The organism is Neisseria sp. 23W00296, from assembly GCF_044772855.1.
Classification (GTDB): Bacteria; Pseudomonadota; Gammaproteobacteria; order Burkholderiales; family Neisseriaceae; genus Neisseria.
The window spans coordinates 1,391,205-1,406,578 of record NZ_CP173024.1 but is presented as its reverse complement, the minus strand read 5'-3'; the positions used below and the strand labels follow the sequence as shown (position 1 = coordinate 1,406,578).

Annotated in this window: 12 protein-coding genes and 1 pseudogene; 3 read left to right on the top strand and 10 right to left on the bottom strand. The window is 61.9% G+C overall.

Going from position 1 to position 15,374, the window contains the following annotated elements; translation table 11 throughout:
• From ACG2K1_RS06960 to coaBC, 9 genes and pseudogenes are all read right to left on the bottom strand, one after another.
• On the bottom strand, positions 1–1,110 hold the full coding sequence (locus ACG2K1_RS06960; protein ID WP_009425226.1) for a TonB-dependent siderophore receptor: 1,110 nt from the start codon (positions 1,108–1,110) through the stop codon (positions 1–3).
• Between the two features lie 95 nt (positions 1,111–1,205).
• Positions 1,206–1,799 (bottom strand): annotated as a pseudogene (locus ACG2K1_RS06955) (ABC transporter substrate-binding protein); the annotation flags it as partial.
• Between the two features lie 360 nt (positions 1,800–2,159).
• Positions 2,160–2,828, bottom strand: a complete 669-nt coding sequence (locus ACG2K1_RS06950) for an NAD(P)H-binding protein (RefSeq protein WP_395428584.1) — start codon at positions 2,826–2,828, stop codon at positions 2,160–2,162.
• 42 nt (positions 2,829–2,870) lie between these two features.
• Positions 2,871–3,485 (bottom strand): CDP-alcohol phosphatidyltransferase family protein, encoded by a 615-nt coding sequence (locus ACG2K1_RS06945; RefSeq protein ID WP_395428583.1) that lies wholly within the window; start codon positions 3,483–3,485, stop codon positions 2,871–2,873.
• A 166-nt stretch (positions 3,486–3,651) separates the two neighbouring features.
• Positions 3,652–4,515: an SAM-dependent methyltransferase TehB gene (tehB, locus tag ACG2K1_RS06940; protein ID WP_395428582.1), complete on the bottom strand. Its 864-nt coding sequence runs from the start codon at positions 4,513–4,515 to the stop codon at positions 3,652–3,654.
• A 103-nt stretch (positions 4,516–4,618) separates the two neighbouring features.
• A complete protein-coding gene (aroC, locus tag ACG2K1_RS06935) occupies positions 4,619–5,713 on the bottom strand; it encodes a chorismate synthase (RefSeq protein WP_009425219.1) in 1,095 nt (364 codons plus the stop codon).
• Positions 5,714–5,823: 110 nt separating this feature from the next.
• Complete coding sequence (locus ACG2K1_RS06930; protein WP_395428581.1) at positions 5,824–6,093, bottom strand: hypothetical protein; 270 nt, start codon at positions 6,091–6,093, stop codon at positions 5,824–5,826.
• A gap of 105 nt (positions 6,094–6,198) precedes the next feature.
• Positions 6,199–8,019 carry an ABC transporter ATP-binding protein/permease gene (locus ACG2K1_RS06925; protein WP_395428580.1) on the bottom strand — a complete coding sequence of 607 codons (1,821 nt, stop codon included), beginning with the start codon at positions 8,017–8,019 and terminating at the stop codon, positions 6,199–6,201.
• 378 nt (positions 8,020–8,397) lie between these two features.
• Positions 8,398–9,588 carry a bifunctional phosphopantothenoylcysteine decarboxylase/phosphopantothenate--cysteine ligase CoaBC gene (gene coaBC / locus ACG2K1_RS06920; protein ID WP_395428579.1) on the bottom strand — a complete coding sequence of 397 codons (1,191 nt, stop codon included), beginning with the start codon at positions 9,586–9,588 and terminating at the stop codon, positions 8,398–8,400.
• A gap of 62 nt (positions 9,589–9,650) precedes the next feature.
• Between coaBC and ACG2K1_RS06915 the strand changes: the two genes are divergently transcribed.
• From ACG2K1_RS06915 to ACG2K1_RS06905, 3 genes are all read left to right on the top strand, one after another.
• Entirely contained in the window at positions 9,651–10,376 is a 726-nt protein-coding gene (locus ACG2K1_RS06915; protein WP_395428578.1) for an SDR family NAD(P)-dependent oxidoreductase, read from the top strand.
• A 110-nt stretch (positions 10,377–10,486) separates the two neighbouring features.
• A complete protein-coding gene (gyrA, locus tag ACG2K1_RS06910; protein WP_395428673.1) occupies positions 10,487–13,270 on the top strand; it encodes a DNA gyrase subunit A in 2,784 nt (927 codons plus the stop codon).
• 156 nt (positions 13,271–13,426) lie between these two features.
• Positions 13,427–14,203, top strand: a complete 777-nt coding sequence (locus ACG2K1_RS06905; RefSeq protein WP_395428577.1) for a TrmH family RNA methyltransferase — start codon at positions 13,427–13,429, stop codon at positions 14,201–14,203.
• Positions 14,204–14,341: 138 nt separating this feature from the next.
• On the opposite strand, the gene ttcA is transcribed toward ACG2K1_RS06905, so the two are convergent.
• On the bottom strand, positions 14,342–15,271 hold the full coding sequence (ttcA, locus tag ACG2K1_RS06900) for a tRNA 2-thiocytidine(32) synthetase TtcA (RefSeq protein ID WP_395428576.1): 930 nt from the start codon (positions 15,269–15,271) through the stop codon (positions 14,342–14,344).
• Positions 15,272–15,374 lie beyond the last annotated feature (103 nt).

Genomic DNA, 15,374 nt, shown 5'->3' with positions numbered 1-15,374 from the left:
CTAGGACGCAGGCTCGGGATAGCTGCCGCTGCGCGAGAAATCATCAAGATTGGCAACGGCATTGAATGCGATATTGCGCGCGCCGTGGCGGCTGCTTTTGCTGCGGCTGCCGCCGATGCCCGCCGTCCAGTCGTGTTCGCGGCCGAACAGGCGGTAGCTGCCGTTGAGCGATGCGTTAAGGCTGTGGGTGTGCGGGCGGTCGCGCCAGTAGCCGGTAATCATGTCGGCGGCACCGGTGTTGTGGTTGATGCCGAGTATGCCCGCCACGCCGTAGGGATGATCCCAATCGCGTTTTGTGTAGCTGTATTCCACTTTGCCCTGCACGCCGTTTCGGAACTGATGCTGTACGCCCGCAAACAGGTTCAGTGTGCGCGTGCGGCTGTATGCCCAGTCTGCCGACGGGTTGTAATGCACGCCCAGCGGGGTGGCATAACCTGCGTTGTCATAGGTAACGGTGCTGTGCGAAGAGGCGGCGGTTTCTCTGGCCTGCTGGTAATGCGCGCCCGCATGCAGGCGGGTAGCGGGCGTTACGTCGTATTCGGCGATGCCATAGAGCGAGAAATCGCGGCTTTTTTCGCGCTCACGCCACGTGCGGCCGTGGTGGAAATCGGCCACGGCGCGGCCGCGCAGCGTGCCGGCATCGTTCAGGCTGCCTGAAACGTCGGCCGACGCGCCGTTTTGGCGGTAGCTGCCAGCATGGAGCGCGATTTGCGCCTGCGGCGTGCGCGTCGGCCGTTTGCGTACCAAGTTCACCGAAGCCGACGGCTCGCCCGCGCCGTAAAGCAGGCCGTTGGCGCCGCGCACCACTTCCACGCGCTCGTAGGCGGCGGTGGCGGCATTGCCCGCGTCTTGCAGCGAGTCGCCCGCGTTCAGGCCGTCGATGCTGAAATTGGTGATGCGGCTGCCGCGTGCAAACAGATAGTTGTAGCCCGCGCGGTTGGAGCCGTAAATCTGGCGGCTGACGCCGTTGGCCTGTACCAGCGCATCGTCAAGCGTGCGGATGTTCTGCTCGCGCATCTGACGTTGTCCAATGATACTGGTGCTCTGCGGCAGCTCGCGCAGCGTCATCGGCAGACCCAGCGGCGAAGCCGACACCGCGCCGCCGCGCACGGCGGTTACGGTAACGGTTTCCAGCTCGGCGCTATCGCCCGGCGCAACGGTATCGGCCTGCGCGTAAAACGGCAGCAGCGCGGCGGCCAGCAGGGTATGGAAAGCACCAGGCAGCGCCCTTGGCCTTTGGCGGCGGTGCGGGTTTGGGCAAACAGCGCGTCGATTTCGGCTTTGAGCTTGGCCGCTTGGGCTTCGCGGCCGAAAATCCGCGCCAGCGCGTCCATCTGCTGCCCGCCGCTTTCGCGGATATTGGCGTTGTCCACCGTCAGATCGACGGTCGGCGCAATATTGGCGAGCTTGGGATAGGCTTCTGCGTTCGGCCCGCCGGTGATGACGAGCTGCGGGCGGTAGGCGTTTAGCGCTTCGTAATCGGGTTCGAACACCGTGCCTACGGTTATCGCGCGGGCAAACACGGGTTACAGGTAATCAATCTGCATCGGCGCGGTGGTCGCGTCCACGTTCACGCCCAATTGGTTCAAGGCATCCAAAGCCGCCCAGTCGTACACCGCCACTCTTTCAGGCTGCCTGGGCACGACAATTTCGCCGCGCACGGTTGGCACGGCGAGCGTGTCCGCGCTTGCGGCGGCGGATGCGGCATTTGCTGCGGCAGGCGGAACATCCTGCGCCTGCTCGGCGGGCAGACAGGCGGCCAGCGCCAGGGCGCAGGCGGTCGGGAAAAAACGCTTCATCGCGGCACTCCTTGCTGTTGCGGGAAGCGCGATTTAAAACCGAAACCCCCTGCCCCGCCCAGCCGGCTGGCGGCGTGATTCCCGATGGCGCAGGTGGAAATTCCCGAATGGGCAGGTTTGGCAAAACGAGAGGCCGTCTGAAAATCCGATTCGGGGTTTTCAGACGGCCTTTCTTGATTAACGGAAGAAATTTGCCGCTTCGTTTGCAACTCTGTTTTCAGACGGTCTCTGTGCCGTTGCCCCGCAAATCGGGACGGCGTTTTCCTGTTTGGGGCGGGAGACAGGTAAGGGCAGACAAACAAGAGGCCGTCTGAAAACCCCGAATCGGGTTTCAGACGGCCTTTGGGTTTTCAGACGGCCTCAGTTTCGTCCGAGCAGGCGGCGGATGTCGGCGGGTGGGAAAACGGTTTCGCCGTGCTCTGCCTGCGTGTGCGCCTGCACGGCGGCGTCGGCCATGGCGCGGGCGAGGTCGGCGACGGGCAGGGGTTGCTGGCTTTTCAGGATGCCGATGGCGTTGAGGGCGCTAAGCAGGCGTGCGCTCCACACTTCGGCGGGGCGCTTGCTGTCGGGGCGCAGCAGCAGGGGCGCTCGGAAGACGAGCAGTTGCGGGAAAGCGAGCGCGGCGCTGTCGCGTTCGAGTTCGCCTTTGAGGCGTGAATAAAAGATGCGCGACTGCGGGTCGGCGCCTGCGGCGGAGAGCAGGGCAAAGGTCGGCACGCCGTTGGCGCGGGCGGCGCGGGCGGTGTCGATAACGGCCTGATAGTCGATTTGGCGCTGCGCCTCTTGGCTGCCCGCGTCTTTCAGCGTTGTGCCGAGGCAGGAAAAGAGAATGTCGCCGCGCACTTGCGCTGCCCAGTCGGCGGGGCGGGCGAAGTCGATGATGTGCACGCGCAGTTTGTCGTGGCTGATTCGGGGTTCGCGGCGCACGAAGATGTGCACTTCGCCAAAACGCGGATCGTCGAGCAGGAGGGCGGTGAGTTCGCGGCCGGTGGCGCCGGTGGCGCCGATGATGGCGGCTGTGAGGGTCATGCGGGTTTCCTTATGGTGTGGGCGGGTTGGCGGAACGGATGTTCAGGATTCGTCTGCGTCGGCCAGGCCGCTTTTCACGCGGCGCAGGCAGGTGAGGACGAGCAGGGCGCAGGCGAGCCACATCAGCCAGTAGCAGGCGGCGGGCAGGCTGCCGGCGGCGGCATACCACACGGCCAGAAGGCCGGTGAGGAAGGCGCGGTCGCTTTTGCCCAGCGGGCCGTCGTAGCGGCGGCCGCTGCCGTGTACCTGGCCGAGTACGCCGCACAGTTCGCTCAGTGCCGCGAGCCAGACAAAGAGGGCGGTTTCGAGGCCGCCGAAGGGGGCAACGAAGGCGAAGGGCAGGTAGAGTGCGGCGTCGGCGGCGACGTCGGTGATTTCGTTGAGATAGCCGCCCAGCGCCGATTGTTGGCCGAATTCGCGCGCCAGCATGCCGTCGGCGGCGTTGAGCGCCATGCGTACGATTAGCCATACGGGCAGCAGCCAGAAGAGGGCGTGGATGCGGTGTTGCGCGGCGGCGGCCAGCAGCAGGCCGAGCAGGACGGAGGCGGCGCAGGCGGCGAGGGTGACTTGGTTGGCGGTGATGCCGCGCGCGTGCAGGCGGCGCACCAGCGGGCGCAGCAGGTTTTGGAATCGGGGTTTGAGGGCGTAGATGCTCATGGGGAGGCCGTCTGAAAAGGAAAAGACGGGCGATTATAGCCGAACGGGCGGGGTGTTTCTGTTCAGACGGCCTGATGCGCTTGCGGCCGTCTGAAAGCGCGGTGAAAAGCAAAAGGCCGTCTGAAAACGGGAAAACGTGCTTTCAGACGGCCTTTTGCCGGCGGCCTTATTCGGGCTTTTTCGCCAGCATGGTGACGAATTTGAAGCGTATCGGGTTGCCCGCGTCGTCGGTGGCGTGCATGGCGCCGGGTTCTTCCTTGTATTCGACCAGCTCCCAGCCTGCGTAATATTCGCGCAACTCGTTTTCGCGGAATTTGAAGGGAAAGGGCATGGGGCAGGGGTAGTCGGCGGTGTCCATCGCCGAGACGATGAGGTTGTAGCCGCCGCGTGCGGTGTGCTCCTGCATGTTGGCAATCACGGCGGGGACGCGGTCGGGGCGCAGGAACATGAATACGACGGTAGCGACGATAAAGTCGTAAGGCTCGTCGAGGGCGGCGGCGTTGATATCGTAGCCCGCCGCCAGCACGGGCAGGTTTTCCTGTGCCGCCATGTCGGAGAGCGCGTAGAGCGGGTTGGGGTTTTGGTCGACGGCGGTGACGTCGAAGCCTTTGAGGGCGAGATACAGCGCGTTGCGCCCCTGGCCGCAGCCCAAGTCCAGCGCTTTGCCGGGCGGAACGTGCGCGGCGGCGGCTTTCACGGCGGAGTGGGTGGCGGTCATGCCGTATTTTTTGCGGAAATAGTCGGCCTTGTCGCAATGAAATTCGAGCTGCACCGACAAATCGCCGCCCAAAGGTTCGATTTTGTGCCACTGCTGCGGCTCGATGGTGTGCACGCCGCTTTCGGGGGTAATTTCGACGGCGGACAACACATTGTCCGCTTCGTCCAGTTCGTAGAATTTCAGACGGCCTGACAAGACGCGCAGTTTGCCCCATGTGCCTTCCTGCGTGTTGTGGCGGGCGAGGAAGGCGGGCGGTACGGTGTCGGCACTCCACACGGGCATTTGTTTGTAGCAGATGAGATCGTTGTTCATATTGGGCTTTCGTGAGGTGGAAAGAAAGGCGGGATATTAATTTCTTCGGCGGCGGGGGACAAGAAAAGACCGCCTGAAAAGGTTTTCAGACGGCCTCTAATCTCTAACGCCGCGCGATGTCGGGTGTATCCACGCTCACGTCGGCATTTTGCGCCCGCTGGCGCAGGGCGTGGTCGATGAGTACCAGCGCAAGCATGGCTTCGGCAATCGGCGCGGCACGCAGGCCGACGCAGGGGTCGTGGCGGCCGTGGGTGGCGATTTCCACCGCGTTGCCGTGGATGTCGATGCTGCGGCGCGGCGTGGCGATGGAGCTGGTGGGCTTGATGGCGATGTTGACGCGAATGTCCTGCCCGGTGCTGATGCCGCCTAGGATGCCGCCCGCATGGTTGGACAAAAATCCCTGCGGCGTCAGCTCGTCGCCGTGCACGCTGCCGCGCTGCGCCACCGCGTCGAAGCCGTCGCCGATTTCCACGCCTTTCACGGCGTTGATACCCATCATGGCGTGGGCGATGTCGGCATCGAGGCGGTCGAACACCGGTTCGCCCAAGCCCACCGGCACATTACGCGCTTCGATGCTCAATTTCGCGCCAACGGAATCCAGCGATTTGCGTACGCTGTCCATATAGCGTTCCAAATCGGCGATTTGCGATTGGTTGGCGGCGAAAAACGGGTTTTGCGCGATAAATTCGTAGCCTTCAAAGGCGATTTCTTTTTCGCCGACTTGGGTAACGTAGGCGGTGATGTGCGTGCCAAACTGCTCGCGCAGCCATTTTTTCGCCACCGCACCTGCCGCCACGCGCGCGGCGGTTTCGCGAGCGGAGGAGCGGCCGCCGCCGCGATAGTCGCGGATGCCGTATTTGTGCCAATAGGTGTAATCGGCGTGGCCGGGGCGGAACTGTTCGGCGATGTTGCCGTAGTCTTTGCTGCGCTGGTCGGTGTTGCGGATAAGCAGCATGATGGGCGTGCCGGTGGTTTTTCCCTCAAACACGCCCGAGACGATTTCCACCTGGTCGGCTTCGCGCCGCTGGGTAACGTGGCGGCTGGTGCCGGGTTTGCGCCGGTCGAGGTCGGCCTGGATGTCGGCTTCGCTTAATGCGAGATTGGGCGGGCAGCCGTCGATGATGCAGCCCAAGCCCGCGCCGTGGCTCTCGCCGAAAGTGGTTACGGTGAAGAGTTGTCCGAAAGTGTTGCCTGCCATGTTGTGTTCCTTTGCGGTGTGCGGAATGCGGTATGTGGAAGCGGCAGATTTTAGCACGGAGGCCGTTCCCGCCTGCGCGGGAATGACGTTTCTGAAACCCGTGCTGCGTGTCAGCGCGGTTTCTTGCGCGAACCGCCGCGTCTGCTTTTTTCAGACGGCCTGTCGGACGCTTCGGCCTGCCGTTTGGCCTTGGCCGTTTTGGCGCGTTTGAGCGCGTCGCAGGCGGGTGTGCCGTTGCGTTCGCGCAGCAGGGATTCGCGTTGCAGGGCGCAGGATCGTTCGAGCCGTTCGGTCTCGAAGCCGTCGGCGGCGCGGGCGGCGGCGGGGAGGAGTAGGGCGGTGAGTGCGAGGGCGGCGAGGGCGGCGAGGGCGGGTTTCACGGGTTTTCCTTTCGCGGTTTCGGCTTGACGGTGGCTTTCAGACGGCCTTAAAGGCCGTCTGAAAAAAGGGCGGGACTGTGTTTTAACTTCGTTGGAGCTGCGCTTTCAGACGGCCTCTGGTGCCGGTTCGTCGGGACAGCCGCCGCCGACGTAGAGCGACAGGTTGTGGAAGGCTTCGAGGGTGTTGCGGTGGCCGATGCTGACGATGATGCTCTCGGGCAGGCTGCGGCGCAGGGTGGTGTAGAGGTGGGCTTCGGTGGGCTCGTCCAGCGCGGAGGTGGCTTCGTCGAGGAGGATGGCGGCGGGGCGGGCGAGGAGGACGCGGGCGAAGGCGATGCGTTGCTGCTCGCCGGGGGAGAGGCGTTGCTGCCAGTTGTCTTCCTTGTCGAGCAGGGGGACGAGGTGGGTGAGGCGGCAGGTTTCGAGGGCGGCGGCAACGTCGGCGCGGCCTGCCTGCGGCGCGGGGTAGCAGACGGATTGCAGGAGGCTGCCCTGCGGCATATAGGCTTTTTGCGGCACGAACATGATGCTCTCTTTCGGCGGGCGGGCGATGCGGCCGCTGCTGCCGAAAGGCCAGAGTCCGGCGAGGGCGCGCAGGAGGGAGGTTTTGCCGCAGCCGCTGGGGCCGCGGATGAGGACGGCGTCGCCGGGGCGGGCGGCGAGGCTGACGTCGGAGAGCAGGGCGTCGCCGTTGTGGCGCAGCAGGGTGAGGCCGTCGAGGATGAGGCCGTCTGAAAGGGTTTCGGTGTCGGGTTGGTGTGCGGGGCGTTTGTCGTCCATGCTGTCCATAAAGCCGGCGATACGTTCGAGGCGGGCGCGGTAGACGGTGAAGTCTTTGTAGAAGTTGCGGAAGAAGGACATGGATTTTTGCAGGCGGGCGAAGGATTGGACGGTTTGCTGCACGTCGCCGATTTTGATGTGTCCGGCGAACAGGCGCGGCGCCTGCAGCATCAGGGGCAGAAGCTGCATGATTTGGCTGAAAACGTCGTTGAAGCCGCTGAGGGTGACGCTTTGGCGGGCGATGCGCCAGCGGTTGGCGATGATGGCGCGGAAGCGTTCGCCAAGCTGCTGCCGTTCGCGCCATTCGCCGTTGTAGAAGGCGATGCTTTCGGAGTGGTCGCGGATGCGCACGAGGGAGTAGCGGTAGTCGCCGTTGAGGTGTTCGTTTTCGTAATTCGAGCGGATGAGCGGGCGGCCTATCCACATGGCCAGCGCGGTGGCGGCGAGGATGGCGATGTAGACGAGAAAGACGATGCCGTGCGGGATTTCGATGCCGAACACGGGCAGCATGCCCGCCAAGCCCCATAGAACGATGGTGAATTCTATGGTGGAAATCACGGAATTGAGCATGCCGCGCAGGAAGGTGATGGTGGAAACGATGAATTCCTGGGCGTCCATCTGGATACGCTGGTCGATGTTGTCGGGCGCGTCGCGGCGCATTTGCAGGCGGTGGTAGGTTTTGCCGGCCAGCCAGCGGCGGGTAAGCACGCGGTTGAGTTGTTCTGCCCATTTGATGGCCAGCGCCTGGTCGAGAAAGTCGTTGATGATGAGGTTGACCGAGCGGATGAGCATCACGGCGGCGTTCATGAACACGGCCGTCCAGAACACGGCGGCCAGCCTGTCCTGCATGGCGCTGTATGCGCTGCTGTATAAAAAGGTGTTGAGAACGTAAAGCCGCACTTCGGTGAGCAGCAGCACGATCATCAGGACGACGACGGCCGCCGCCGCCAGCGTGCCGCGTCTGCTCAGGCAGGGTTTGAGCACCTGCCAGAACTCGCGGCCGAAGCGGGTGCGGCCGAGCAGGAGGGCGGCGAGGGCGGCGGCCAGCAGCACGCCGGCGAGGGTTTGCAGCAGCCACAGAGGCGAGGCGGCCAGTTCGGTCTGCCATTTTTGCGTTTGGGCGAGGATGAGCGGGGATGTGTGCATGATGATACGGTTCTGTTTGAGGTCGTCTGAACGCGGGGTTCGGAAACGTCATTCCCGCGTAGGCGGGAGCGGCCTTGCTGTGTTTGGGCGTGTTGACAATCAACATTTTGGTGGCTTTTACGTCCTAAAACGGCATCTGCCGCGTTGAAAACACTCGCCAATGGACGGCATTGGCTCGCGTTTTCGCCTTGTATCTGCCATTTTATGCCGCAAAATCCGCTTTAAAAGTTGAATGTCAACGCGCCCTAGGGAAAAAGGGCGGCAATGATAAACCGTCTTATTCAAGCGGGGCGGTTTTTTACCTTTGCGGGGCAGAAAGGCCGTCTGAAAACGGGTTTCAGGCAGCCTTTTGCTTTTCACTTCGTTGAAGCCGCGCTTTCAGACGGCCTCTGCCGTCATTTCGGCGATGCGGCCGACGATGGCGGCGGCGGCTTCGGCTTTGCCGCAGTGGGGCAGGGCGGTTTCGCGGGCGGCGTCGATGAGGGTGATTTGGTTGCCCGCCTTGCCCATCGCCACAGCCACGTCGTTGGCGACAATCAGCGGGATGTTTTTTTTCACGCGCTTGGCGCGGGCGTATTCCAGAATATTGCGGCTCTCGGCGGCGAAGCCGACGCAGAAGGGCGGATGCGGCAGGGCGGCGGCGGCGACGAGGATGTCGGGATTTTCTTCGAGTTCGATCACGGGCGGCGCGCCGCTGCCGTCTTTTTTGATTTTGTGCGCGGCGGCGTTTTTCACTTTGTAGTCGGCCACGGCGGCCACGGCGACGAATATGTCGCTGTCTGCCGCGCGCGCCATCACGGCCTCGTACATCGCCTGTGCGCTGACGGCGGACACGGTTTCGTGCAGACCGGCGGGCAGGGCGGCCTGCATCTGGCCGTGTATCAAAGTGACCTGTGCACCGGCGGCGCGGCAGGCGCGGGCGAGTTCGGCGCCCATTTGGCCGCTGGACAGATTGGTGATGCCGCGCACGGGGTCGATGGCTTCAAAGGTTGCTCCGGCGGTGACGAGCACTTTTTTGCCGCGCAGGGTTTTGGGCGTCCACAAATCGGCCAGCAGGTCGGCCAACGCGGCAGGTTCGGCCATGCGGCCTTCGCCCGTTTCGCCGCAGGCCAGATCGCCCGCATCGGGCGGGAAGACGGTGAGGCCGTCTGAAACGAGCTGCGCGATATTGCGTTGGTTGGCCGGATTGCGCCACATTTCCACGTTCATCGCGGGGGCGACGGCCAGCGGGCATTTGCGGGCGGCGGCGAGGTTGGTGAGCAGGTTGTCGGCAATGCCGTTGGCGATTTTGGCGAGGGTGTTGGCGGTGGCGGGGGCGATGAGGAAGGCGTCGGCCGCGCGGGTGAGGCGAATGTGCGCCATGCCGTCGGCCGCTGCGCCGTCGTGCGTTTCGCTCAAAACGGGGTTGCCGCTGAGGGCTTGGAAGGTGAGCGGGGAGACGAACTCGGCGGCGGCGCGGCTCATGGCGACGCTCACTTCGTGTCCCTGTTTTTTTAATAGGCGCACGAGTTCGCAGGATTTGTAGGCGGCGATGCCGCCGCTGACGCCGAGCAGGATGTGTTTGGGCATGGTTGGGTGTCCGCAGGTAAAATGGCGCGCATTATATAGCCATTTCAAAGGGGTGTTTTTTTATGAAGAAACTCATCATCACCGGCCACACGCGCGGGCTGGGGCGGGCGTTGGCGGAACTGTATCTGCAACGCGGTTGGCAGGTTTTGGGCTTGGCGCGGGGCAGGGCGGACATGGTTTCGCCCAAGCTGCGGCAGGTGCGGATCGATTTGGCCGACGGCGCGGCTCTGGCGGCTTGGCTTTCAAGCGGCCTCTTGCGTGATTTTTTGGCAGACGCGGGTAGCATCCTGCTGGCGAACAACGCGGGCACGGTGTCGCCCAATGCCTTGCTGGGGCGGCAGAGGCCGTCTGAAACCCTGTCTGCCGTGGCTTTAAACGTAACTGCGCCGCTGCTGCTGGCCAATGCGGCTCTGGCGGCGCGGCCTGCGCGTGTGCCGCTGGACATCCTGCACATCGGCAGCGGCGCGGGGCGCAAAAACTATCCGGGTTGGAGCGTATACGGCGCGACCAAAGCCGCGCTCGACCACCACGCCCGCTGCGTGGCGGCGGAAGGACACGAAAACGTACGCATCGCCTGCCTCGCCCCCGGCGTGGTCGATACCGCCATGCAGGGCGAAATCCGCGCCGCCGACGAGGCCGATTTCCCCATGCGGCCGCGTTTTGCCGCGCTGAAAGAGGACGGCGGTTTGCAGAGTGCGGAGGAAACGGCGGCGAAAATCGCGGCCTATGTCGAGTCCGCACGCTTCGGAGAAGAAGCGGCGGCGGACATCCGCGATTTTTGGCACTGAGGCCGCAGCGGAAACAGAGGCCGTCTGAAAGTGCGAAAACCGCTTTCAGACGGCCTCAAAGCCTTTTGTGTTAAAATCGCGCGTTATTTTTGTCTCCCATTCCCCACGCCATGACCGACGATACCATCCGCCACGACCACAAGTTTGCCCTCGAAACCCTGCCCGTCAGCCTTGAAGACGAGATGCGCAAAAGCTATCTCGATTACGCGATGAGCGTGATTGTCGGGCGCGCGCTGCCCGATGTGCGCGACGGCCTCAAGCCGGTGCACCGCCGCGTGCTTTACGCCATGCACGAGCTGAAAAACAACTGGAACGCCGCCTACAAAAAATCGGCGCGTATCGTCGGCGATGTCATCGGTAAATACCATCCGCACGGCGATTTAGCGGTTTACTACACCATCGTGCGCATGGCGCAGGATTTCTCGATGCGCTACGTCTTAATTGACGGTCAGGGCAACTTCGGCTCGGTTGACGGCGACGGCGCCGCGGCCATGCGTTATACCGAAATCCGCATGGCGAAAATCGCCCACGAAATGCTGGCAGACATCGAAGAAGAAACCGTCAATTTCGGTCCGAACTACGACGGCAGCGAACACGAGCCGCTGGTGTTGCCGACCCGCTTCCCCGCGCTGTTGGTCAACGGCTCGTCCGGTATCGCCGTCGGTATGGCGACCAACATCCCACCGCACAACCTCACCGACACCATCAACGCCTGTCTGCGTCTTTTGGACGAACCCGAAACCGAAATCGACGAATTGATCAACATCCTGCAAGCCCCCGATTTCCCGACCGGCGCAACCATCTACGGCTTGAGCGGCGTGCGCGAAGGCTATAAAACCGGCCGCGGCCGCGTCGTTATGCGCGGTAAAACCCATATCGAACCCATAGGCAAAAACGGCGAACGCGAAGCCATCATCATCGACGAAATCCCGTATCAGGTGAACAAAGCCAAGCTGGTGGAAAAAATCGGCGAACTGGTGCGCGAAAAAACGTTGGAAGGCGTATCCGACCTGCGCGACGAATCCGACAAATCCGGTATGCGCGTCGTTATCGAATTGAAACGTAACGAAAACGCCGAAGTCGTTTTAAACCAACTCTACAAACTCACCCAGCTTCAAGACAGCTTCGGCATCAATATGGTTGCCTTGGTTGACGGTCAGCCGCGCCTGTTGAACCTGAAACAGATTTTGGCGGAATTCCTGCGCCACCGTCGCGAAGTCGTTACCCGCCGCACCCTGTTCCGCCTGAAAAAAGCGCGTCATGAAGGCCATATCGCCGAAGGTAAAGCCGTCGCCCTGTCCAATATCGACGAGATGATTCGATTGATTAAAGAATCTGCCGACGCACCTGAAGCCAAAGAAAAACTGCTGTCCCGCGCATGGCGCAGCGGTTTGGTGGAAGATATGCTGAGCCGTACCGACCTCGACCTGCGCATGGCGCGCCCCGAAGGTCTGCCCGCCAACCTCGGCTTGCAGGAACAAGGCTATTACCTGAGCGAAATTCAGGCAGACGCCATCCTGCGCATGAGCCTGCGCAACCTGACCGGCCTCGACCAAGAAGAAATCGTCGGGGACTACAAAAACATCATGGCAAAAATCATCGACTTTTTGGACATTTTGGCGAAGCCTGAACGCATCACCCAAATCATTCGTGAAGAGTTGGAAGAAACCAAAACCAATTTCGGCGACGAACGCCGCAGCGAAATCAACCCGTTCGGCGGCGACATTGCTGATGAAGACCTGATTCCGCAACGCGAAATGGTCGTTACCCTGACCCACGGCGGCTATATCAAAACCCAGCCGACCACCGACTATCAGGCGCAGCGTCGCGGCGGGCGCGGCAAACAGGCGGCGGCGACTAAAGACGAAGACTTCATCGAAACCTTGTTCGTTGCAAACACACATGACTATTTGATGTGTTTCACCAACTTCGGTAAGTGCCACTGGATTAAGGTTTACAAACTGCCTGAAGGCGGACGCAACAGCCGCGGCCGTCCGATTAACAACGTTATCCAGTTGGAAGAAGGCGAAAAAGTCAGCGCCATCCTCGCCGTGCGTGAATTCCCCGAAGACCAATATGTCTTCTTCGCCACTGCACAAGGCATGGTGAAAAAAGTCCAGCTTTCCGCCTTCAAAAACGTCCGCAGCCAAGGCATCAAAGCCATCGCGCTCAAAGAAGGCGACTACCTCGTCGGCGCCGCCCAAACCAGCGGCTCGGACGACATCATGCTGTTCTCCAACTTGGGCAAAGCCATCCGTTTCAACGAATACTGGGAAAAATCCGGTAACGACGAAGCAGAAGATGCCGACATCGAAACCGAAATTTCAGACGACCTCGAAGACGAAACCGCTGACAACGAAAATGCCCTGCCAAGCGGCAAACACGGCGTGCGTCCGTCCGGTCGCGGCAGCGGTGGCCTGCGCGGTATGCGCCTGCCTGCCGACGGCAAAATCGTCAGCCTGATTACCTTTGCACCAGAAGCCGCACAAAGCGATTTGCAAGTGCTGACCGCCACCGCCAACGGTTACGGCAAACGTACCCCGATTGCCGATTACAGCCGCAAAAACAAAGGCGGACAAGGCAATATCGCCATCAACACCGGCGAGCGCAACGGCGATTTGGTCGCCGCAACCTTGGTTGGCGAAACCGACGACCTGATGCTGATTACCAGCGGCGGCGTCCTCATCCGCACCAAAGTCGAACAAATCCGCGAAACCGGCCGCGCCGCAGCAGGCGTGCGCCTGATTAATCTGGACGAAGGCGAGCAACTGGTCAGCCTCGAGCGGGTAGCGGAAGAGCCGGAAGACACCGCTGCCGAAGACGAGAGTGATGCCGACACCGGCGCGCTTGAAAACGAAGCGGAAAACAAGGGCGCGGAAGAAGCAGAGGAATAAGCCCCGCGCAGGCAAAAGGCCGTCTGAAAACACTTTTTCAGACGGCCTCTCCCTTCACTCCGCACCCGCCAAGAACAGGCCGTCTGAAAGCGTCGCTTCAACGAAGTGAAAACGAAGTCGCAACACAGTCAAAACACCGTTCCAAAACAAACACCCATGAAACAAATCCTCTCCCCGCACAACACCCGGCTCAAACACCTTGCCAAACTCGGCGTGTCGGCCAAATACCGCCGCGAATGCCGCCAAACCGTACTCGAAGGCGCGCACCTGCTTGACGCGCTGCTGCAAACCGGCGCGCAGCCGCAACAAGTCTTCATCGCGCAAAGCCGCCTGCACACCCCCGAAACACAAAGCCTGCTCTCACGCCTGCCGCCCGAAAACACCGCCGCCGTGGAAGATCGCCTGCTGGCCAAAGCCTCCGCCCTCTCCGACGGCGGCGGCATCCTCAGCCTGGTCGAAATCCCCGAAACCGCCGCCCCGCCGCAGAGCGGCGACTGCGTCGTCCTCGAACGCATCCAAGATCCCGGCAATATCGGCACCATCCTGCGCAGCGCGGCGGCGGCGGGCGTGAAAAACGTGGTGCTCGGCCGCGACTGCGCCGACGTCTGGTCGCCAAAAGTCCTGCGCGCGGCAATGGGCGCGCATTTCCTGCTCGGCCTTTATCCCGACACCGAGCTGGCGCAATGGCTGCCGCGCTACCGCGAACCGCTGCGCGTAACCGCCCTCAACCCCGGCGCACAAAGCCTCTACGCCTTCGACCTGCGCCGCCCGTGCGGCTGGCTGTTCGGCAACGAAGGCAGCGGCGTGTCCGACGAAGCGCGCCGCGCCGCCGCCGGCTCGGTCGTTATCCCGATGGCGGGCGCAACCGAATCGCTCAACGTGGCGATGGCCGCCACGGTCTGCCTGTTCGAGCAGATGCGCCAGCGGCTGTAAGCGTCTGTTGCGGCGGATAGGAAAGGCCGTCTGAAAAAACCTGCGAAGCAGGTTTTTTCAGACGGCCACTTTCAGCGGTTTTCCAACTGTAAAGGCCGTCTGAAAAGTGTTTTCAGACGGCCTTTGCTCTGTTTGCCGCTATTTGCGGTTGTCGAGGATGTTGAACACTTTGCGCGGTTGGGCGATTTTCACTTCGTCGTTGTCGCGGCCGTCTGAAAAGCTCTCGGGCAGGGTTTCGCTGTCGAAAGCCAAATCGCCGCCGTGTTTCAGGTTTTGCCCGCACTGCAAGCCTGCAAAATCGAAAAGATCGGTGTCGGCCAGATGCGAGGGGACGACGTTTCGCAATGCGGAGAACATGCTTTCGATGCGGCCGGGGAAGCGTTTGTCCCAGTCGCGCAGCATGTCGCCGATGATTTGCCGCTGCAAATTGGGCTGCGAGCCGCAGAGGTTGCACGGGATGATGGGGAACTGCTTGATTTCGGCGTAGCGGATGAGGTCTTTTTCCTTCACATAGGCCAGCGGGCGGATAACGATGTGTTCGCCGTTGTCGGAAACGAGTTTCGGCGGCATGGCTTTGAGTTTGCCGCCGTAAAACATGTTTAAAAACAGCGTGGCGATGATGTCGTCGCGGTGGTGGCCGAGGGCGATTTTGGTGCAGCCGAGCTCTTTGGCGGTGCGGTAGAGGATGCCGCGGCGCAGGCGGCTGCACAGCGAACAGGTGGTTTTGCCTTCGTCGAGCACGCGTTTGACGGTGGAATAGGTGTCTTCTTCGACGATTTTGTAGGGTACGCCGATGCTTTCGAGATAAGTGGGCAAAACTTCTTCGGGGAACCCGGGCTGTTTTTGGTCGAGGTTGACGGCAACCAGCTCGAAATCGATTGGGGCGGAGGCCTGCAAATGGCGTAGGATGTCTAAGAGGGCGTAGCTGTCTTTGCCGCCGGAGAGGCAGACCATGATTTTATCGCCCGGCTCGATCATGTTGAAATCGTTGATCGCGTCGCCCACGGCATGGCGCAGGCGTTTGTGCAGCTTGTTGTTTTCGTGTTCGGATTTGGGTTTGTTGGACATTTTTATTCGGTCTAGCAAAAAAGGCGCGATTATAGCCCAAACGGCAAAGGCCGTCTGAAACCGCGCTTTCAGACGGCCTTTACGGTACAATGCCGCCTTTTAT